The sequence below is a fragment of the Rossellomorea aquimaris TF-12 genome (assembly GCF_001648555.1).
GTDB lineage: Bacteria > Bacillota > Bacilli > Bacillales > Bacillaceae_B > Rossellomorea > Rossellomorea aquimaris.
This window is the reverse complement of sequence record NZ_LQXM01000029.1, coordinates 685,047-705,118: the sequence shown is the minus strand read 5'-3', so window position 1 is coordinate 705,118 and position 20,072 is coordinate 685,047. Positions and strand designations below refer to the sequence as shown.

At 36.6% G+C, this 20,072-nt stretch carries 19 protein-coding genes; 17 read left to right on the top strand and 2 right to left on the bottom strand.

From position 1 onward, the window contains the following. Positions 1–33 precede the first annotated feature (33 nt). Entirely contained in the window at positions 34–1,257 is a 1,224-nt protein-coding gene (locus IQI_RS17030) for a nucleotidyltransferase (protein ID WP_328585745.1), read from the bottom strand. Between the two features lie 383 nt (positions 1,258–1,640). Between IQI_RS17030 and IQI_RS17025 the strand changes: the two genes are divergently transcribed. From IQI_RS17025 to IQI_RS17010, 4 genes are all read left to right on the top strand, one after another. Continuing rightward, positions 1,641–2,183: a YceD family protein gene (locus IQI_RS17025; protein WP_064093813.1), complete on the top strand. Its 543-nt coding sequence runs from the start codon at positions 1,641–1,643 to the stop codon at positions 2,181–2,183. Between the two features lie 63 nt (positions 2,184–2,246). Further along, positions 2,247–2,420 (top strand): 50S ribosomal protein L32, encoded by a 174-nt coding sequence (gene rpmF, locus IQI_RS17020; RefSeq protein WP_044337494.1) that lies wholly within the window; start codon positions 2,247–2,249, stop codon positions 2,418–2,420. Between the two features lie 153 nt (positions 2,421–2,573). Further along, positions 2,574–3,332, top strand: coding sequence for an enoyl-CoA hydratase/isomerase family protein (locus tag IQI_RS17015; RefSeq protein ID WP_064093812.1), 759 nt, complete (start codon positions 2,574–2,576; stop codon positions 3,330–3,332). Positions 3,333–3,472: 140 nt separating this feature from the next. Next, on the top strand, positions 3,473–4,102 hold the full coding sequence (locus IQI_RS17010) for an RsfA family transcriptional regulator (protein ID WP_064093811.1): 630 nt from the start codon (positions 3,473–3,475) through the stop codon (positions 4,100–4,102). 44 nt (positions 4,103–4,146) lie between these two features. On the opposite strand, the gene IQI_RS17005 is transcribed toward IQI_RS17010, so the two are convergent. After that, positions 4,147–4,623 carry an N-acetyltransferase gene (locus IQI_RS17005; RefSeq protein WP_064093810.1) on the bottom strand — a complete coding sequence of 159 codons (477 nt, stop codon included), beginning with the start codon at positions 4,621–4,623 and terminating at the stop codon, positions 4,147–4,149. A 219-nt stretch (positions 4,624–4,842) separates the two neighbouring features. Between IQI_RS17005 and IQI_RS17000 the strand changes: the two genes are divergently transcribed. The 13 genes from IQI_RS17000 to IQI_RS16940 all read left to right on the top strand — a co-directional run bounded on the left by IQI_RS17000 (position 4,843) and on the right by IQI_RS16940 (position 20,071). Beyond that, positions 4,843–6,192, top strand: a complete 1,350-nt coding sequence (locus IQI_RS17000; RefSeq protein WP_064093809.1) for an acetyl-CoA carboxylase biotin carboxylase subunit — start codon at positions 4,843–4,845, stop codon at positions 6,190–6,192. A 28-nt stretch (positions 6,193–6,220) separates the two neighbouring features. Further along, positions 6,221–6,436 (top strand): biotin/lipoyl-binding carrier protein, encoded by a 216-nt coding sequence (locus IQI_RS16995; RefSeq protein ID WP_064093808.1) that lies wholly within the window; start codon positions 6,221–6,223, stop codon positions 6,434–6,436. 135 nt (positions 6,437–6,571) lie between these two features. Then, positions 6,572–8,113, top strand: a complete 1,542-nt coding sequence (locus IQI_RS16990) for an acyl-CoA carboxylase subunit beta (protein ID WP_064093807.1) — start codon at positions 6,572–6,574, stop codon at positions 8,111–8,113. Positions 8,114–8,298: 185 nt separating this feature from the next. After that, positions 8,299–9,195, top strand: coding sequence for a 2-dehydropantoate 2-reductase (locus IQI_RS16985; RefSeq protein ID WP_064093806.1), 897 nt, complete (start codon positions 8,299–8,301; stop codon positions 9,193–9,195). 1 nt (position 9,196) lies between these two features. Then, a complete protein-coding gene (locus IQI_RS16980; protein ID WP_064093805.1) occupies positions 9,197–9,583 on the top strand; it encodes a DUF3397 domain-containing protein in 387 nt (128 codons plus the stop codon). A gap of 102 nt (positions 9,584–9,685) precedes the next feature. Further along, positions 9,686–11,305, top strand: a complete 1,620-nt coding sequence (gene bshC, locus IQI_RS16975; protein ID WP_064093804.1) for a bacillithiol biosynthesis cysteine-adding enzyme BshC — start codon at positions 9,686–9,688, stop codon at positions 11,303–11,305. A gap of 220 nt (positions 11,306–11,525) precedes the next feature. Next, a complete protein-coding gene (gene mraZ / locus IQI_RS16970) occupies positions 11,526–11,957 on the top strand; it encodes a division/cell wall cluster transcriptional repressor MraZ (RefSeq protein WP_064093803.1) in 432 nt (143 codons plus the stop codon). Positions 11,958–11,997: 40 nt separating this feature from the next. Then, a complete protein-coding gene (rsmH, locus tag IQI_RS16965) occupies positions 11,998–12,933 on the top strand; it encodes a 16S rRNA (cytosine(1402)-N(4))-methyltransferase RsmH (protein WP_064093802.1) in 936 nt (311 codons plus the stop codon). 25 nt (positions 12,934–12,958) lie between these two features. Continuing rightward, positions 12,959–13,327 carry a cell division protein FtsL gene (gene ftsL / locus IQI_RS16960; RefSeq protein ID WP_064093801.1) on the top strand — a complete coding sequence of 123 codons (369 nt, stop codon included), beginning with the start codon at positions 12,959–12,961 and terminating at the stop codon, positions 13,325–13,327. Next, on the top strand, positions 13,327–15,543 hold the full coding sequence (locus IQI_RS16955) for a penicillin-binding protein (RefSeq protein WP_064093800.1): 2,217 nt from the start codon (positions 13,327–13,329) through the stop codon (positions 15,541–15,543). Before ftsL ends, IQI_RS16955 begins: the two co-directional genes overlap by 1 nt. 137 nt (positions 15,544–15,680) lie before the next feature. Then, on the top strand, positions 15,681–17,597 hold the full coding sequence (locus tag IQI_RS16950; protein ID WP_231893443.1) for a stage V sporulation protein D: 1,917 nt from the start codon (positions 15,681–15,683) through the stop codon (positions 17,595–17,597). A 604-nt stretch (positions 17,598–18,201) separates the two neighbouring features. Continuing rightward, positions 18,202–19,677 carry a UDP-N-acetylmuramoyl-L-alanyl-D-glutamate--2,6-diaminopimelate ligase gene (locus IQI_RS16945; protein ID WP_064093799.1) on the top strand — a complete coding sequence of 492 codons (1,476 nt, stop codon included), beginning with the start codon at positions 18,202–18,204 and terminating at the stop codon, positions 19,675–19,677. After that, the gene (locus tag IQI_RS16940; RefSeq protein ID WP_064093798.1) at positions 19,664–20,071 is read left to right on the top strand and encodes a hypothetical protein; all 408 of its coding nucleotides are present in this window, start codon (positions 19,664–19,666) and stop codon (positions 20,069–20,071) included. Before IQI_RS16945 ends, IQI_RS16940 begins: the two co-directional genes overlap by 14 nt. Position 20,072 lies beyond the last annotated feature (1 nt).

Below are 20,072 nucleotides of genomic sequence, written 5' to 3'. Positions count from 1 at the left end.
GCCTTTTGTTTAGATGATGAGAATAAAATGATATTACAGTATGATGGGGTGTTGAGACCACTCCTGGTGAAGTAATTTCTTTCTGGATGCTGAGTTCTGTAAACCTAAAGAATATACTTCAGCTGCTCTTACGTCTAAAGCAATATCCTTTTGATTTGCCGTTGAAAGCTTACTAATAAGAGGCAAGGACATGTTTTTCTTTGAATGACGAAGGTATTCTCTTCCTTGTTTGTTCATCCCCAGAAGTCGAATATATGCTGGATATTCGTGTCTTTCCCTCATATCTTCTTTATATGTATTGGTCAATATATGAAGTAGCATTCGCTGCAATCTGGTCCACGTATATCGTTTTGTCTTCAGATTGAGCATAAGATCCTCAAATGACGTGGATTTTTTTACACAATCCACAATTCGATTTTCAATTCCCTCTTCAATTTCATAAATTTCTTTTAAGCTATCTTTCGTAGAAGAAACGATATTGTATTGTAGTAACGGCCAGTAATTCTCCCAATTGTGAAAATTTCCGAATTCTTGTTTGTATGTTCGTAAGATGTCAAGGGATGTTGAAGGGAGTACATTCCCGATAGTTTCCTCCTGGCTGTTTGAAGCGAAAATAGTTTTTCGTATACTTGTCGCACTGGCAATGGTAGGTGAGGAGATGTGTTCATCATGGTACTGAGCGGCTTGTCTCGTTATTGTAAATGCTCTTAATGCAGACCCTATGGATTGACGGGCTTCTAAATAATGATAGCCTAAAATATTGTTCGGTTTACTTAAATCAATCATACGATCATCCCTTGATAATGATTGATACGCTTTTGCGAGGGCAGATGGATAACTCATTCCTTCACTCACAAATTTTTTAATGTAAGTATTATAGTCCTCCTTTCTATCATTTATTAAGGTTAGTGTTGTTTCAAAAGAATCAATATCGCCATCCTCACTTCCAAAACAAAAACTGTCACATCCAATAGAGTCTAATAGACTAATTGAGCCTTTAGCGAACGTTTCAGCATGTTGAGTAGCAAAGGCATAGGGAAGTTCGATAACAAGGTCAACCCCTGCCTCTAAAGCCATTCGTGCACGTGCCCATTTAGAGACAATAGCTGGCTCTCCCCGTTGAAGAAAATGTCCACTCATAACAGCTACAACTACATCAGCTCCTGATACTTTCTTTGTCTCCTGCAAATGAAGTAAATGCCCATTGTGAAATGGATTATATTCAACAATTACACCAGTGGCTTTCATGGTTCTCATCACGTCCTGTTCATAAAAGTTTTAAAAAATTATTGAAAGAGTTGATTTTCCCTGCATGAGCGCAGCGACAAGGAGGCTCACCGGATGTCCCGCGGAAAGTGAGCTTCCTAACGAGGAAATCCACGATTACTTAGAAAAAATAAAGTTTACATTCACAGCCTTTAAGAAAAACAGACTGATATCTAAATAGAAAATCCCATTGATTTTCAATGCTATTTATTACATCATAACTAATATTATATATTATTTGAAAAAGAATATATCAAAACGTTATAATGACTACACTAACAACTGCACTATGGTTGTAAAGAGTGTAAAGAAAAAATATTGACAAACGGTATTATGAAAGCTATAATTACCTTTGTTGCCTTGAGGTGAATACATTGAAATGGTCAATAATACAATTACAAAAATTTAGAGATAAGGGACTTTCCATTGATGAAACGGTTAATTTGGATGAATTGAAAGAAATTGATCCCCAAATTATAGAAGTCTCACCTATTCGAGTGTCTGGAAAGGCAGATATCGGTTCTAAACGAGTCACTTTCCATCTTCATATTGAAGGGAAAATGGTATTACCTTGCTCAAGAACCCTTGTAGAAGTTGATTTACCTATCGATATTAATACGATAGAAACATTTCTTCTTGAACAGACTGAATATGATCAGTATGAAACAGAGGAAGTTCATCACATACAAGGTGATGTGATTGATTTAAAACCTGCAATAAAAGAATTACTGTTGCTTGAGATTCCGATGCAAGTAATTAGTAATGAAGCGAGGGAACAAGATGAGATGCCTTCTGGTAAGAACTGGGAAGTTATGACGGAAGAACAGGCTTATCAAGTCGAAGAAGAGGAACAGAAGAAAGTAGATCCTCGTCTCGCTGACTTAGCAAAGCTTCTTGATGAAAACAAGAAATCTTAAAAGCGAAGCACCAGTTCGAACTGGCTTCATAAAGTTTTTATATCTTTTAAGGAGGTGGGAAGAATGGCAGTACCTTTTAGAAGAACATCTAAAACAGCAAAAAGACAACGTCGTACACACTTCAAACTACGTGTACCTGGTATGGTAGCATGCCCAAACTGTGGTGAAATGAAACTAGCACACCGTGTTTGTAAAGAGTGCGGAACGTATAAAGGAAAAGAAGTTGTAAACAAGTAATTTACAACAAAAAAAGCGTGAAGAGACCATGGCTCTTCACGCTTTTTTATTTTTGAATTGAATCTGGAAAATATTATTAAAAAAGTGGTATGCAAAAAAGGTCTATTCATATATCTTGTAAAATCATACACTATATGTAAGGAGGGGAATGAATTGGGAGAATATAATATACATATTAATGAAGCAGGAATATTACAATTTATTATAAATCGCCGTGAAAAACGAAATGCCATCAGCTATGAGGTGATGGAAGGATTAGAAAAGGTACTAGATGAATGTACTCATAATAAAGGTGTCAAGTTGCTGGTAATCACCGGGAGTGGAAATAAAGCATTTTGCTCTGGAGGCGATTTATCAAAGTTTCACAGTCTAAAAACTGAAAGTGAGAGCTATGAAATGCTCAGTAAAATGGGTGAATTGTTAAAACAATTGGCTTTTCTGCCAATACCAACGATTGCTTTTATTAATGGAACTGCAATCGGTGGAGGGTGTGAAATAGCGACAGCATGTGATTTTAGAGTGGCAAAAAGAAGTGCAAAAATGGGCTTTGTCCAAGGAAACCTTGCTATAACTACTGGATGGGGTGGAGGTACGTTGCTTTTTGAACGAGTAGCACCATCTAGAGCACTTTCTTTACTTATGACAGCTAGAATAATGAATATAGAGAGTTTATATGAATGGGGTTATATCGATGAAATCGTAGAAGATAGTGCATCCATTTTTGATAGTCCATTATTTCATTCACTCTCTTTGAAAGTCCCTGGTGTACTAAAAGCATATAAAAAACAACTTTTAAATAAATGGGACCGTCCTAAAATAGAAGAAAATATTGAAATGGAAATTCGGCAATGTTCAAAGTTATGGGCATGTGAAGAACATCATCAGGCAGTTGACCGATTTTTAAATAAATAACGGCATTTTTAGTAGAACAGTATGAACGTTTGCTCATCACTCGTTTTCACTTTTAATGAATAATCAAAAGCTAAGTTGATTCTATCTTCTCTAGTAAGAGCATATGTTTAGATAAATGTGATTTTACAGGAGGGATAGAGATGTCTTCGAATAGACAAGATGCATGGAGTCAAGATGAAGATGTATTGTTGGCGGAAGTAGTTTTACGTCACATTCGAGAAGGTGGAACCCAGCTTCAAGCTTTTGAAGAAGTAGGTAGAAAACTCTCGAGAACATCTGCTGCTTGTGGTTTCAGATGGAATTCTTTTGTTCGCAAACAATATAAATCTGGTATTGAGCTTGCCAAAAAACAAAGAAAGCAATCAAAAAAACAGACCCCAATCCAATCAAAAGTATATAAAGTAGATACTAAAGGGAACGCACAAAAGAGTAACAATCAGAAGGAAGATTTGATTTCTCAAGAAGCGTTTTCAATGGGCGGGATCATACAATATTTACAGAAAGCCGAAGAAGCGGTTCGAAATGAAGAATTAGTCATTAATGAAAATAAAAAATTGGTAGGACAAATCTCTCATCTCCAAGAAAAACTTTTTGCAACTGAAAATCAATTGAAAGATTACGTCAGTAAATATAAATTACTCGAAGAAGATCACAAGTCCCTGTTAGCCATTTTTGAAAAAGCGAGAAAAATGGCTCTCTTGCAAGGGAATGAAGACAAAGTGAAATTTCAAATGGATAAAAATGGAAACCTTCAACGTTTAAATAAATGAAAGTATTAAAAAGGCTAGCTGATAAAACAGCTAGCCTTTTGTATTTAACCTAATTTTTGTTCGGTTACACCTTCCGGGTACCAAACATATGGATTTTCACCTAAGTCTCTTTCTACATCATAGGTTATGGCTTCAAACCCCATTTTCTCCCAAAAACCTTGTGATTTAATACGAGAGTTCGTTTTGATTGGCAAACCTAAAGATTTAGCAAACCCTACTAGTAATGCTCCATATCCTTTATTTTGATACTTTGGTAATACTTCAAGCTTCCAAAGTTCTAAGTAATTTTGGGGAGGATCAAAATATTGATCAAAGCGGGCACTTCTTTGATATAAACTCATTCGAGCAATTAATGTATCTCCAAAGTAAATCCCGTAAAAAGGTGACTCGCTATCATTCTCGATAAAATTCTCTTGTAAGTCTTCAAGCATAGAGAGTTCTTGTACGCCATATTCTTTAAATTTCTTAAACTCTTCAAGAGTTTTATAATTAACTTTTAATTTTTCAACTTTCACACCCATAACGAAACCTCCTAAGAATACGTAAAAATAATAATGTACCCTTTATCTAAATTCTATAACTTGAAAGATAAAGGAGCCAATATTATCATTATATAACAAAAAAACAAAAAATTCTGCACTTAACAAAGAAAACGTTTACAATAAAGAAGAAGGATTTCCACGATATTTGTAGAATTCGTATTATGAGCAGATGTGTTTTATGAAGAAAGGGGAGAGATTGTGCAGAAAATCTTAATCGCAAATAGAGGAGAAATTGCTTCAAGAATCATAAAAACATGTAAACAATTAAACATTCAAACCGTGGCGGTATACTCTGATGCGGATCAGGATATGCCTTTTGTTAAGGAAGCGGATATTGCCCATCGCATAGGAGAGGCGCAAGTTAACCGCTCTTATTTAGTGGTTGAAAATATTCTTGAAGTTGCTAAAAAAGAAAAAGTAGATGGGATTCACCCTGGTTATGGATTATTGTCTGAGAATGCTGATTTTGCACAAAAAGTTACAGAAGAAGGATTTATATTCATTGGGCCTGCTCATAGTATTATTAAAAAAATGGGTGACAAGGTGGAAGCTAGAAAAGTGATGAAGGAAGCTTCTGTTCCAGTTGTGCCTGGAAGTGAAGCTGGTGTAGAAACATTAGAAGAAGCGAAAAAAACAGCGAGTGGCATCGGTTATCCTATAATGCTTAAAGCAAGTGCTGGTGGAGGCGGAATTGGAATGATCCGTTGTGAAGATGAGCAAGCGCTCGTTCAAAGCTTCGATTCCACGAAAAATCGTGCAAAAGCCTATTTTGGAAAAGAAGAGGTTTTTCTCGAAAAATGCATTGAAAATGCTAGACATATTGAAGTCCAAATTTTTGGTGATCACCATGGAAATGTCGTTCATTTATTTGAACGTAATTGTTCTGTACAGCGGAGAAACCAGAAGGTTATTGAAGAGTCTCCATCACCACACCTTTCGAATAGTACTAAAGAATCGATGTTTGAAGCAGCCGTGAAAGCTGGAAAAGCAGTAAACTATTCAAATGCTGGAACAGTTGAGTTTATTGTAGATGAACAAGAAAATTTCTATTTTCTTGAAATGAACACTCGACTTCAAGTGGAGCATCCCGTAACAGAGTCGATCACAGGTTTAGATTTAGTGAAATGGCAAATATTAGTTGCGAGTGGAGAACCCTTACCGTTGAGTAAACAGGAAGAAGTTCCATTCAGTGGTCACTCAATGGAGTTTAGGATTTACGCTGAGGATCCAAAGACATTCTATCCTTCTCCTGGTCAGTTATCCACCCTTCAATTTGGAGAAGCTGAAGATGTTCGGATTGATTCAGGATATGAAGAAGGAAATAAAGTAACACCTTTTTATGATCCTATGATTGCTAAATGCATCGTTATTGGAGAAAACCGTACAGATGTAATTCAAAAAGCAATATCCTTCTTTGAAGGTGTAAAGATTGATGGAGTTAAAACAAATGTAAGTTTATTTAAAGATATTTTATCAGATTCAAACTTTCAAACAGGAAACTATACGACAAAATGGTTACAGGATTTTTTAACAGCTAACCGTACTTAACTTAAAGTGAAAAATGGAGGAATCAATCATGAAGGAAATTACAGCGTCTATGGCAGGGACAGTATTAAACATATTAGCAGAGCAAGGAAAAGAAGTTTCAGTAGGGGAAACAGTTTTAATGCTTGAATCTATGAAAATGGAAATCCCAGTAGAAGTAGAAATAGCAGGTAAAATCTCTGAAGTGAAGGTTAATGTTGGAGATTTTGTAAACGAAGGGGACGTTTTACTCGTAATCGAAGGGTAAACAAAGGGTAAACAAACGTAAAGCAGAGGGAGTAGATTTCTCTTTTCTTATCTGCTCCTTTATAAACAATTTAAGGACAAACTTGTAAGGTGAGATGGGACAAGTTTTATTACATAAATGACGGAGGGGTTAAATATGTCAACTTCTAAAACCATCATCAACACCCTTGGTGAAACAAGGGAACGTATAGCTTCAGGCGGGCAACCTAAGTATCATGAGAAACTGAAGGAGCAAAATAAGTTGTTTGTTCGTGACCGTCTCCAGCAGCTATTCGATAATGGAGATTATCAAGAAGATGGGATGTTTGCGAACAATAAAGCGGAAGATCTTCCTGCCGACGGAGTGGTGACAGCCATTGGAAAAGTTGGAGGGCAAACTGTTTGTGTCATGGCTAATGATTCAACTGTTAAGGCTGGTTCTTGGGGAGCTAGGACAGTCGAAAAAATCATACGTATACAAGAAACTGCAATAAATATGAAAGTACCTTTATTTTACCTGGTTGATTCAGCCGGTGCCCGTATCACAGATCAATTAGAGATGTTTCCTAATAGAAGAGGAGCAGGGAAAATATTTCACAACCAAGTGAAAATGTCAGGAATGGTACCTCAAATTTGTATTCTATTTGGTCCTTCAGCAGCAGGTGGTGCTTATATTCCAGCATTCTGTGATATTGTCATAATGGTAGACGGCAATGCATCTATGTATCTTGGTTCTCCACGAATGGCGGAAAAGGTCATTGGAGAAAAAGTGACACTTGAGGAAATGGGTGGCGCTAGAATGCACTGCAGCATAAGTGGTTGTGGAGATGTATTGGCAGCATCAGAAGAAGAAGCTATCGAAGAAGCCAAAAGGTACCTTAGCTATTTTCCGGCAAACTATAAAACAAGACCAGGAATTAAAGATGGTCTTGCACCTAAATCAGAAAAGCTATTAGAAGACATCATACCTGAACATCAAAATGCTCCTTTTGATATGCATGACTGCATTCGTACTTTGATTGATGAAGGTAGTTTTTTTGAAATGAAAAAGCTTTTTGCTCCAGAATTAATTACAGGATTTGCTCGCCTTGACGGAAAAGTAGTGGGAATCATTGCGAATCAGCCGAAGGTAAAAGGCGGAGTTTTATTCCATGATTCTGCTGATAAAGGAGCTAAATTCATTCAGTTGTGTGATGCTTTTCATATCCCGTTATTATTTTTAGCTGATGTACCTGGTTTTATGATAGGGACAAAGGTTGAAAGAGCTGGAATTATTCGTCATGGAGCTAAGCTGATCGCTGCAATGAGTTCTGCAACTGTCACAAAAATCTCAGTTATTGTAAGGAAGGCTTATGGTGCAGGTTTATATGCAATGGCAGGTCCTGCATTTGAACCAGATGTTTGTATTGCTCTTCCTACTGCTCAAATCGCTGTTATGGGACCAGAAGCTGCTGTAAATGCGGTGTACTCCAATAAAATCCAAGCGATTGAGGATCCGAAAGAAAGAATACAATATGTTCAAGAGAAACAGAAAGAATACAAAGAACATATTGATATCTATAAACTAGCTTCTGAATTAATAGTGGATGAAATCACAGCTCCAAATGAATTGAGATCTGTATTAATTCAGCGATATAAGCTTTATGAAACAAAAGATGTTCAATTTAGTGAAAGAAAACATCCAGTGTATCCTGTTTAAAAAAGTAATAAAAAAAGGCTTATTCTTTATAGGGGTATTCCTCAATAAAGGATAAGTCTTTTTTTGTTATCATCTGTTCGATTAAGAGAATAAGTAGAAAATATCATTCTTTTTTACTATATGGTTTTCTATTACATGGAAATTTGTTAAAATATTTGTACAATTAAGTACTAAAAGGAGTAGCTATGAACATTGGAGTAATTGGAGGGGGAGCTATTGGCCTACTTCTGTCAGGATACTTAGGAAGAAACCTAGATGTAACACTAATTGTAAGAAGACTGGAACAACGAGAAGAAATAGAACATAAAGGAATTACCATACATACGAGTGAATCTTCTATTTCAACAAGCGTGAACGTCCGTCAATTAACAGGTCATTCATTGGACGTTGATTTACTTGTTATTGCTGTAAAGGAATATGACTTAGCTTCTTTAAAAGAGTGGATCGAAACCTTACATCCAAGTCAGCCATTATTGTTTTTACAAAATGGAATCGGACATTTAGATTGGGTGAAAGATTTACCACACCATACATTATTAGTAGGGTCCATTGAACATGGTGCGTTCAAAGTAAGCGACCATACAGTTGAACATCGAGGAAAAGGGAAGATAAATGTTTCTATAATTAGAGGGGATTACAAGATTTTAGAAGAATTATTATCTAATAGCACGGAAACATTTCCATTTTATTATTGTGATGATTATGAAGAGATGCTTTTAAAAAAACTTTTTATTAACGTTCTCATCAACCCTCTTACAGCTATAACCCGGGTTCCCAATGGGGAATTAGTTAACAATACGTATTTTCATGATATTCAATTATCACTATATAAAGAAATGCTTATTCTTTTTCCAAACATGAAGGATATTATATCATTGGAAGAAATCCAGGAGATTTGTATAACCACTTTTCATAATAGATCCTCTATGCTTAAGGATATTGAGTCTTCTAAAGTGACAGAGATTGAAACAATAGTAGGGGTTCTTCTACAAAAAGCAACGGAGGAGAACCATTTCTTACCCACCATGAATGTACTATACATGTTAGTTAAAGGAATTGAATTTGAAGCTCAGGGGGGATGAAATGGCATCTGTATTCTCAACCATTATTGCTATTTTTGTGATGATTCCATTTTTAGGTTATTTTATTAGCTTTATTTTAGCAAAAGAAATCTTAAAGAATCATCGAAAAGCTGTCCATGTAGCTATTGATATTACGACGTTTCTGCTCATTATTTCTGTACATTTCATCGTTATTGCTATATGGGAAACATCTTATTTGTGGCTCATCTTTCTTATTATTTGCTGTATAGGTCTAGTTTTTGCCATATTATATTGGAAAGCAAAAGGAGAGATTCATTACCCTAAAGTCATTCGTGGTTTTTGGAGAATTAATTTTATTTTCTTTTTTATGGCGTATATTTCTTTAATGGTAACAGGATTAATTTTGCGTCTATTAGAATTGTATTGAGAATAAATACTATTATTTTTAGTAGGCAAGTTTTTTCCTTTTCCTCAAGTGGAATGATATACTCATCGTTAGATATAATGAGCTAGAAAAGGAGTAATTCATATGGAATTGGAAAGCTTGAACATTCCAGCAATAAACCGTTTTGCCTCGCAATATTTAAATCAAGAAGAACCAGTAGCTTCTTTTTTTCACTATAAAATTAATGAACCTGGAGTATTCTCTCAACGATTGTTGGATTTACAATCACGTGAATTTCCAACCTTGGAGCTTGCAGACTGTATTTCTGAATATATGACTTCGTTACCATCATCACATCAAGTAGAAGAATCGTTAACTAAATTAAGAAATGGTGCTGTAACTGTAGTTGCTGGTCAGCAAGCGGGCTTGCTAACAGGCCCTCTCTATACCATACATAAAATCATTTCCGTTATTCAATTAGCCAAGCAACAAGAGAAAGAGTTAAACCATCCAGTAGTACCTGTTTTTTGGATTGCTGGTGAAGATCATGATTACCAAGAAGTGAATCATATCTACCTTGAAAAGGATGGAAAGCTTGAAAAGTTTGGATATCCTGAAAGAGTTTTGGAGAAAAAAATGACCTCACACATCACTTTTTCGAAATCAGTAATGAAAAAGTGGCTGGATGACATTACAAAGACTTTAGGTGAAACCCAATATACGAAAGATTTAACTAAAAATTTAGATGAAATGGTTGAAAGTGAAGATAATCTTGTTCGCTTTTTTGCCCATTTGGTTATGAGCCTGTTTAAAGACTTTGGACTCCTTGTCATAGACTCCGCATACGAGCCTTTAAGGAAATTAGAGTCTTCCCACTTTCATCATTTACTAGAAAGTAGTCAATCTATATCGATGGCTGTCTTAGAACAACAAGAGGAAATTCGTCAAAAAGGTTTTTCTACTCAGTTAGAAATATCTCCGACTGCTGCAAATCTCTTTCTTCTCATTAATAATGAAAGAGCACTTTTAGAAAAAGATGGCTCAGTTTTTAAAGATAAAACAAGTGGAAGGGCTTTTTCTAACGAAGAATTAATAAGGTTAGTAGAGCAATCACCTGAAAGGTTTAGTAATAATGTTGTGACAAGACCAATCATGCAAGAATGGTTATTTCCTTCTCTTGCATTTATCGCTGGACCAGGTGAAATAGCCTATTGGGGTGAGTTGAAAAAGGCATTTGAGCACTTTGATCTGACCATGCCACCAGTGATTCCTAGGCTGAACATCACTATTTTAGAAAGAGATATTGAAAAGAAAATCCATGACCTGAATCTTTCTGTTCAACATGTTATTGCCGAAGGTGTTGAGTTTGAAAGAAAGGTTTTTTGGGAATCTTTACAAGATTACAGCATAGAAGAAGAGATCTATGAAATTGAGAAAACACTACAAGCTAAATACGAAATCATAAGGGAAAAAGCTAAAGAGATAGACCCTAATTTACATTTAATAATAAACAAAAACCTTGAATTTCACTTAAGTCAATTTGACTTCTTAAGAGATAAAAAGGAAAAGTCATTGAAAAGTAAACATGAAACTACTTTTCGTCAGTTTAATAAAATAGAAAATTGCATCCGGCCAAATGGTGGTCCACAAGAAAGAACCTGGAATACTCTTTATTTCTTGAATAAATATGGTCCTACCTTTATAAAAGATCTAACTGATTTACCATATATATTTGATGGAAAGCATAAAATTGTATATATATAATGTTACGGAAAGAAAAAAGGACCTAATTCGTTTTTAATTGCGAATTAGGTCCTTTTTACGTTGATATAAGACAAGATTTCCTTTTGTAAACATGTCACTAAAGAAGAGAAATTGGCTAAAAAAAGTTAAAGGTAAAATTTTGTAAAGAAAGAATTAAGAAAAGAGTGGAGAAAAGTGGGGGGATGTGGTACATTTGTGTTAGAAAGTGGGGGCAGTGCATATGTTCATGGGCGAATATCAACATAACATTGATAATAAAGGCCGTTTAATCGTGCCAGCTAAGTTTCGTGATCATCTTGGGGACTGTTTTGTTATTACCCGAGGATTGGATCAATGTTTGTTTGGTTATCCCATGGAAGAATGGAAAGCACTAGAAGAAAAACTTAAAGCCCTACCACTTACAAAAAAAGATGCCCGTGCCTTTACTCGATTCTTTTTTTCTGGAGCCACAGAAAGCGAGTTAGATAAAACGGGTCGAATTAATATACCTGCTACCCTTGTGAATTATGCACAATTGGATAAAGAGTGCATTATTTTAGGAGTTTCTAATCGAATTGAGATTTGGAGTAAACCATTATGGGAAGACTACTTTACACAGTCTGAAGATTCATTTGCGGAGCTTGCAGAGAATATGATAGGATTTGATATTTAGCTTATCCCACTAAATGTTCGATTGGAAAGGTGAAGTCAACATGTTTAATCACACAACTGTATTATTAAAAGAAACTGTCGATGGATTGAATATTAAGAGTGACGGCGTTTACGTAGATTGTACGTTAGGTGGAGCCGGTCATAGTGAATACTTAGTAAATCAACTTTCTGAAGATGGGCATCTATATTGTTTTGATCAAGATGAAACAGCCATTAACCACGCTATGGAAAAGCTAAGTGCCCATAAAGATAAAGTTACATTTATACAAGCCAATTTCCGATATCTTAAGGAAGAACTTGAGAAACTTGGAGTACATAGTGTAGATGGAATACTTTACGACCTCGGTGTATCATCACCTCAGCTGGATACTCCAGAAAGAGGCTTTAGTTACCATCATGATGCACCCCTTGATATGAGAATGGATTTACAAGGTGATGTGACTGCTTATGATGTAGTCAATCACTGGTCTTTTGAAGATTTAGTACGAATTTTTTATCGATATGGAGAAGAGAAATTTTCAAAGCAAATTGCGCGTAAAATTGAAGCAGCCCGTGAAGTGAAGTCTATTGAAACCACAGGTGAGCTTGTTGAATTAATAAAAGATGGGATTCCAGCCCCTGCTAGACGTAAGGGAGGACATCCTGCCAAAAGAGTCTTTCAAGCAATACGAATCGCGGTTAATGATGAATTAGGAGCTTTCGAAGACTCGCTTGAACAAGCGATTGATCTACTTAATATAGGAGGAAGAGTAAGTGTTATCACCTTCCATTCATTAGAAGATCGTATGTGCAAAACGATGTTTAAAGAGAAAGCAGCAGGACCAGAATTACCACCAGGACTTCCTATCATACCAGAAGGATATGAGCCAGTTCTAAAGCTAGTAACGAGGAAACCTATTTTACCTAGTGACGAAGAATTGGAAGAAAATAACCGAGCTCGATCAGCAAAGTTAAGAATAGCACAAAAAAATAAATAGAAAAAAGGAAATAGGAGGGAGAATAATGAGTAATTTAGCTAGAAAGCACGAACAGCAATCTGTTGAAAACTACAATCAATCCGTTCAAGTGAAGCCACAGCGTTTATCCGAAGAGAGAAGAGCGGTTATTACCCCGGGGGAAAAAATTCTTGTCGCTATTTTTGCAATGGTATTTTGCTTCTTGGCTGTACAAATTGTGTCTACTCAAGCTGCAGTTTATGATGTGAACAAAGAGGTTCAGCAGGTAGAATCGACCATTGATAAGCAAGAAAAGGCTAATAATGATTTAAAACTTCAAGTTAGTGAGCTTAGCACGTATGAGCGTATCTTGGAAAAAGCGAAAGAACTTGGGCTGAACTTGAAAGAAAAGAATGTTAAGGTTGTTGAACAATAATGAAAAAAAGACCAAGTATGAACATAGGGGCAGCCATCCTTTTCGGGATTTTCGGCTTGCTCTTTTTTGTATTGATGGTTCGTTTTGTCACCATTCAAGTAACGGGTGAAGCTGAAGGCAAAGTTTTGGCTTCTCAAGCAGCAAAAAAGTACATTAAAAGTCATATTCTAGAAGCTCATAGAGGAACGATTTACGATCGTAAGGGAGAGGTAGTAGCAGAGGATACTTCAGCGTACACTCTCGTAGCCATATTAGATTCGAGTGTAACAACTGATCCAAAGAAGCCCAATCATGTAACAGATCCTTCTCAAACGGCAAGGAAACTTGCTCAATTTCTCGACATGAAGGAAAGTGAAATTTATGAGAGATTGAATAAGGAAGGGGCGTACCAAGTCGAATTTGGATCTGCTGGCCGAGATCTTTCTCATCAGATGATGTTAAAAATAAGAGAAAGTGATATCCCGGGTATCACCTTTAGAAAAGAAGCAAAGCGCTTTTATCCAAATGGCTCTTTTGCTTCTCATTTAATAGGGTTTGCCCAGAAGACCACAGCTGATAACGGTGACACGGAGACAGTGGGTAAAATGGGGATTGAATCTAGCTTTAATGACGTATTAAGTGGTAAAGACGGTTCAGTGGAGTATAAGAGTGATGTGTGGGGCTATTTGTTACCTAATGCAGATGAACATGTAACGCCTCCTCAAGATGGAGATGATATTTACTTAACAATTGATAAAAAAATTCAAACCTTTTTAGAAGAGGCTCTTAATCAAGTGCAGAAACAGTATAAGCCTAAAAAGATGTTTGCGATTGTGTCTGACCCTAAAACGGGAAAAATATTAGCCATGTCTCAGCGTCCAACATTTCATCCTGATACAAGAGAAGGATTATTAGATAACTGGACAAACTTTATTGTTGAGGATACATATGAACCAGGCTCAACAATGAAGGCTTTTTCCCTAGCTGCTGCCATTAATGAAGGAAAGTTTAATCCAAATGAAACGTACCAGTCCGGAAAGTATTATGTAGACAATGTTCCTAATCCAATCAGAGATCACAATGGAGGAGATGGCTGGGGGACGATCTCTTATTTAGAGGGTGTTCAAAGGTCTTCGAATGTGGCTTTTGCCAATCTATTGGATAAGATTGGCTTTGATAAATACGAAGGGTACCTACATGACTTTGGATTTGGTGAAAAAACCAATTTTGGTATGCCGCATGAAGCGAAGGGGTCTATTTTATATCATTACCCTATTGAGAAATACACAACTATCTTTGGACAAGGAACAACCGTCACACCTTTACAAATGATTCAAGCAGAATCAGCCATTGCCAATGATGGAAAAATGATGAAGCCTTATGTCATTTCTAAAGTCGTAGATCCAAATACAAAGAGCGTTGTTAAAGAAACGAAGCCGGAAGTTGTAGGAAATCCCATTACAAAAGAATCAGCCGAAAAGGCCAGAGAATATCTTGCGACTACTGTCACTTCAGATGATGGTACAGGAAGAAGGTTTGCCATAGAAGGATATACAGTGGCAGGAAAATCAGGGTCGGGTCAGATACCTGATCCTGAAACTGGTCGATATATGATAGGGAAAGAAAACTATCTTTTCTCCTTTATGGGGATGGCTCCTGCTGAAAACCCGCAGCTTATTGTTTATGTAGGGATTCAGCAACCGGAACTTGAAAACATTGAAGTTGGTTCTGACCCTGTATCACAAGTGTTCAATCCTGTTATGCAAAACAGCTTGAAATATTTAAATATAAAGCCTCAGGAAAAGGTAAGTCTCAAAAAAGAGGAAATCCCTGATACACATGGGATGGCCGTTGAATCAGCAAAGAAAGAATTAGAAAAAATGGGTGCTTCTCCAATTGTAGTTGGAAATGGAATAGAGATCGTCAAACAAATTCCTGAACCGGGAAGTAAGTTGCTTGAAGGGGAAAGAGTTGTGCTCAAAACGAATGGAGAAATCACAATTCCTGATATGAAGGGTTGGTCAGTTAGAGACGTGTTTAAGGTGGCGAATATTGCTGGATTGAAAATCAATATGGTTGGCAATGGTTATGCTGTCAGTCAAAATATTCAGCCGGGATCTCCTGTGAAGGAAAATGAACCTTTAGTCGTTAATTTTAAAACACCTCAGGAGCAATTAGAGAAGAAAAAGACAGATGAAGCTGCTGAAGAGAATGAAGAAGAGAGACCATTGAATTAGTCGATTATATAAAAAGGATGACTTTAATAACAAGTCATCCTTTTTCTTGTTTCAAATGGTACTTCTCGGATTTTCAAACATACGTAAATATGTCCAAGCATATAATGGAACGAGCCATAAAAGGGGAGGTTCCATTTGTGAAAAGAGTATCGAATGTTACAGTAAGAAAAAGATTAGCGTATGCTCTTATTATAGGAGTATTCATTTTTTCCATCATTGATATCAGGCTGGGGTATGTTCAGTTTTTTAAAGGGGACTGGCTTACTTCGAATGCAAAGGATTTATGGAGCCGTAATATTCCATTTCAACCGGAAAGAGGAAAAATTGTAGACCGGAATGGAGTGGAATTAGCGACGAACCAAAGTGCACCCACAATATTTGTCGTACCGAGACAAATTACCAATCCACAAGATACTGCTGAGAAACTAGCCCCTGTTCTTAATATTTCAGTAGAAGTTGCATATAAATATGTAACACAGGCAGACAGCATGGTACGAATTAATGAAGGTAGAAAAATTTCGTATGAAAAAGCGAAAGAAATTAGAGATCTAAATCTTAAGGGTGTGTATTTAGGAGAAGACTCCAAACGCTATTATCCTTACGGTAGTTATCTTTCCCATGTCTTAGGTTTCGCAGGGATTGATAACCAGGGATTAATGGGACTAGAGCTGTCATATGATGAGGAGCTTAGTGGAGATAGAGGATACGTGAAGTTTTTTTCTGATGCAAAAGGGAAAAGGATGCCTGATATGGCTGATGACTTTGAACAGCCGGAGAATGGATTGGATTTAAAGCTTACCATTGATACAAAGGTTCAAACGATTGTAGAAAGGGAATTGGACATCGCGCAAGCAACGTATAATCCAGATGGGATTATTGCCATTGCCATGAACCCTAAAACAGGTGAGGTACTTGCCATGTCAAGTCGTCCTACCTTTGATCCGGCAAATTTTAAAAATGTACCCCAAGAAATTTATAATCGTAATTTACCAATATGGAGTACCTATGAGCCAGGGTCTACATTTAAGATTATTACTCTAGCGGCAGCCTTAGAGGAAGGAAAGGTAGATTTGTATAAAGAAAAATTCCATGACCCTGGTTATATTGAAGTGGGAGGAGCCACTCTCCATTGCTGGAAAAGAAAAGGACATGGAACCCAGACATTTCTCGAAGTTGTGCAAAATTCCTGTAACCCTGGCTTTGTTGAGTTAGGAAACAGATTAGGAAAAGAAAAGTTATTTAGCTATATTGAAGATTTCGGATTCGGTAAAAAGACGGGAATTGATCTACAAGGGGAAGGGAAAGGGATATTATTCAATATTGATCGTGTAGGACCAGTGGAACAAGCAACGACTGCTTTTGGTCAGGGTGTTGCGGTTACGCCGATTCAACAAGTAGCTGCTGTATCAGCCGCTGTAAATGGTGGAATTCTATATCAGCCCTTTATTGCGAAAGAGCTTGTGGATCCTTCCAGTGGAGAAGTTGTCATGAGGAAAACGCCTGAAAAAGTTAGAAGAGTTATTTCAGAAGAAACGTCAAAACAAATACGGGAAGCTCTTGAAAGTGTCGTTGCACAAGGTACAGGTGGGAAAGCATTTGTAGATGGGTATCGTATAGGTGGAAAAACCGGTACAGCACAGAAAGCGAAGGATGGAAAGTATCTAGAAAACAATCATATTGTTTCCTTTATGGGGATCGCACCTGCTGATGACCCTGAAATAGTCGTATATGTGGCAGTTGATAACCCTAAAGGAACAATCCAATTTGGTGGGGTGGTTGCAGCACCAATTGCTGGAAGTATTATTGGGGATAGTTTGGAAGCGATGGGAGTACCTAAGCGTAAGGATCAAATTGAGAAGAAAATGAATTGGGATGATGTTCCAATGATTGAAACACCGGATTTAATTGGACTTACGAAACAGGAATTACAACAACAGCTGGTGAATTTAAAACTTGATATTAGTGGTAGTGGGAAAAAGGTAGTTCGTCAGTCACCAGACCCAGGTGTGAAGATTAAACAAGGATCTACGGTGAGAATTTATTTAGAGGAGTGAAAGACTTTACCATGACTTTTCATGATATACTATTACATTCACCTCTCACTATTTTAGTTGAATGAATAATAGGAATTTGTTGAGACGACCTTTTTCAAAGGCTGTTTTCATAAACATTGTTGCATTTAAAAGAGAGTAATGGTTAATTTCATAATTAATTTACTCATCTGATTTGGAATTAACAGAGCAGTAGTCAATATCGGCATTGTACTAGAAACTCTGTTCTTTATAAATTTTATCGTCACATTAAGCTCTGTAACTGACTTTTTAGATGGTGAGGGGAACTGCGAGTAGATGAATGAAAAAAGTACGGGTATGCCGAGACACCGGAAGCAAAGTGGAGGATCCTCGGGCAGAAAGCTGGCTACAAGCAAAGCGGTTGTCCTTACCATTAAAGCACCTACTGTATAACAGTGTCTTCTATAGAACATATTTGAAGATGGACGTAACGGAAGGAAACATCCTTTCGCTGCAATCATTGAAACTAAAATAAAGTTTATCAGTAAATCATAAGAAAAAACTATGTTAAAAGGTTGATAGCTTTCAGGCGAATTTTTTTGTAAAATAAAAAAAGGTTGCTTTCTACCTGTGAGGAGTTGAAAAAATGAGATTGCATACTTTGCTGGAAATACTACCGTTCTTCTCGGTGCAGGGTGAAGGGGATCCTGTTATTTCAGATATTACAAATCACCATAAAAAAGTTAAAAGCGGTGACTTATTTATTTGTATTAACGGATTTGAGGTTGATAGCCATACTCTAGCGCAAGTTGCTGAAAGGAATGGTGCAGCTGCTATCCTCGCAGAAAGATTTGTAGATGTTCAAATACCTGTCATTGTCGTTCCTGATACGAAGAAGGCGATGGCAATCCTCGCAGATTACTTTTATAAACAGCCCTCTCATCAATTGCTTTTAGTTGGTGTGACAGGTACCAATGGAAAAACAACGACAACTCATTTAATCGATCATGTTTTTTCGAGTTGTGGTAGAAAGACAGGTTTGATTGGAACACTTCATATTAAAATCGGAGATGAACTTGAAGTAAGCCACAACACAACTCCAGATAGTTTGACACTTCAGAAAACCTTTAAAAACTTTTGTGAAAAAGGTGTCGATTCTGCTATTATGGAGGTTTCTTCACATGCGTTAGCTCAAGGAAGAGTGAATGGGTGCGATTATGATATTGCAGTCTTTACTAATCTTACTCAGGATCATTTAGACTATCATCGGACAATGGTGGATTATCGTAATGCCAAAGGCTTATTGTTCTCACAATTAGGGAATACTTATTTTAAAAAGGCCCCAAAGTATGCCATTATTAATAAAGATGATGACGCTTCTGATTTTTACATTCATTCCACAGCCGCACATGTCATTACATATGGTTTATCAAGTGCAGCTGATTTTTATGCGAAGGACATCCTATTAAAAGCAACGGAATCATCCTTTACATTGGTCACTCCTTTAGGAGAAAAAGAAATGGTTCTCCATCTAGCTGGACAATTTAACGTATACAATGCATTAGCAGCGATTGCTACAGGATTTGCAGCTGGTATTTCAATTGAAGATAGTACGAGAAGTCTTCAAAGTGCAAAAGGAGTCAGGGGAAGATTTGAGACAGTATCTGAAGGTCAGGACTTTTCCATCATTGTAGATTATGCCCACACTCCTGATGGATTAAAAAATGTATTAGAAACCATTCAATCTATTACAACAGGTAAAATCATTGTTGTTGTCGGATGTGGAGGGGATCGAGATAAAACGAAACGTCCAATTATGTCAGAAATAGCATGTGAATATGGAGACTATGCGATTTTCACTTCAGACAACCCAAGAACTGAGGACCCAATGAGCATCTTAAAAGATATGGAGTTAGGAGTAGTTGGAAAAGGGTATACATTAATACAGGATCGAAAAGAAGCTATCAGGGAAGCAATAAACCTTGCAGGGAAAGAAGATGTAGTATTAATAGCCGGTAAGGGACATGAAACCTATCAAATCATTGGTCACAATGTGTTTGACTTTGATGATAGAGAAATAGCCAGACAGATCATAAAGGAGAAGAAAGATGCTTCTCTATGATGATGTCAAAAAATTATTTCCTCATACATTAGGTATTCATTTACCTGGCTTTGAATTTTTAGTAGTTTGTAATTCAACTAGTGTAGAAATGAAGAAGGGGTTGTATATTCCTAGTGGAAAGCGTGTAGACCTTTTTGAAAGCATAGAAAAAGGAGCCATCGCCACTTTATGGGAAAAAGATACCGATGTGCCAGCGTTCTTACCAAACCATTTCCCTGTATTTTTAGTAGAAGATATTCAAAAAGCATTTGAGGAATTACATGACTATTACAAACAAAATTACATTCAAGAAAAGTGGGAAATTATGACGAAGTTTATTTATATCAGTGAATCTAATCTAATTATTGAATCAAAGAAAATTCAAAATACAGAAACCAAAAGGGGAGGGGAATAAC

Coding starts and splice junctions, on each gene's coding strand:
- IQI_RS17030 (WP_328585745.1), bottom strand. CDS start 1,257: ATGAGAACCATGAAAGCCACTGGTGTAATTGTTGAATATAATCCATTT.
- rpmF (WP_044337494.1), top strand. CDS start 2,247: ATGGCAGTACCTTTTAGAAGAACATCTAAAACAGCAAAAAGACAACGT.
- IQI_RS17010 (WP_064093811.1), top strand. CDS start 3,473: ATGTCTTCGAATAGACAAGATGCATGGAGTCAAGATGAAGATGTATTG.
- IQI_RS17005 (WP_064093810.1), bottom strand. CDS start 4,623: ATGGGTGTGAAAGTTGAAAAATTAAAAGTTAATTATAAAACTCTTGAA.
- IQI_RS16995 (WP_064093808.1), top strand. CDS start 6,221: ATGAAGGAAATTACAGCGTCTATGGCAGGGACAGTATTAAACATATTA.
- IQI_RS16990 (WP_064093807.1), top strand. CDS start 6,572: ATGTCAACTTCTAAAACCATCATCAACACCCTTGGTGAAACAAGGGAA.
- IQI_RS16985 (WP_064093806.1), top strand. CDS start 8,299: ATGAACATTGGAGTAATTGGAGGGGGAGCTATTGGCCTACTTCTGTCA.
- IQI_RS16980 (WP_064093805.1), top strand. CDS start 9,197: ATGGCATCTGTATTCTCAACCATTATTGCTATTTTTGTGATGATTCCA.
- bshC (WP_064093804.1), top strand. CDS start 9,686: ATGGAATTGGAAAGCTTGAACATTCCAGCAATAAACCGTTTTGCCTCG.
- mraZ (WP_064093803.1), top strand. CDS start 11,526: ATGTTCATGGGCGAATATCAACATAACATTGATAATAAAGGCCGTTTA.
- rsmH (WP_064093802.1), top strand. CDS start 11,998: ATGTTTAATCACACAACTGTATTATTAAAAGAAACTGTCGATGGATTG.
- ftsL (WP_064093801.1), top strand. CDS start 12,959: ATGAGTAATTTAGCTAGAAAGCACGAACAGCAATCTGTTGAAAACTAC.
- IQI_RS16955 (WP_064093800.1), top strand. CDS start 13,327: ATGAAAAAAAGACCAAGTATGAACATAGGGGCAGCCATCCTTTTCGGG.
- IQI_RS16945 (WP_064093799.1), top strand. CDS start 18,202: ATGAGATTGCATACTTTGCTGGAAATACTACCGTTCTTCTCGGTGCAG.
- IQI_RS16940 (WP_064093798.1), top strand. CDS start 19,664: ATGCTTCTCTATGATGATGTCAAAAAATTATTTCCTCATACATTAGGT.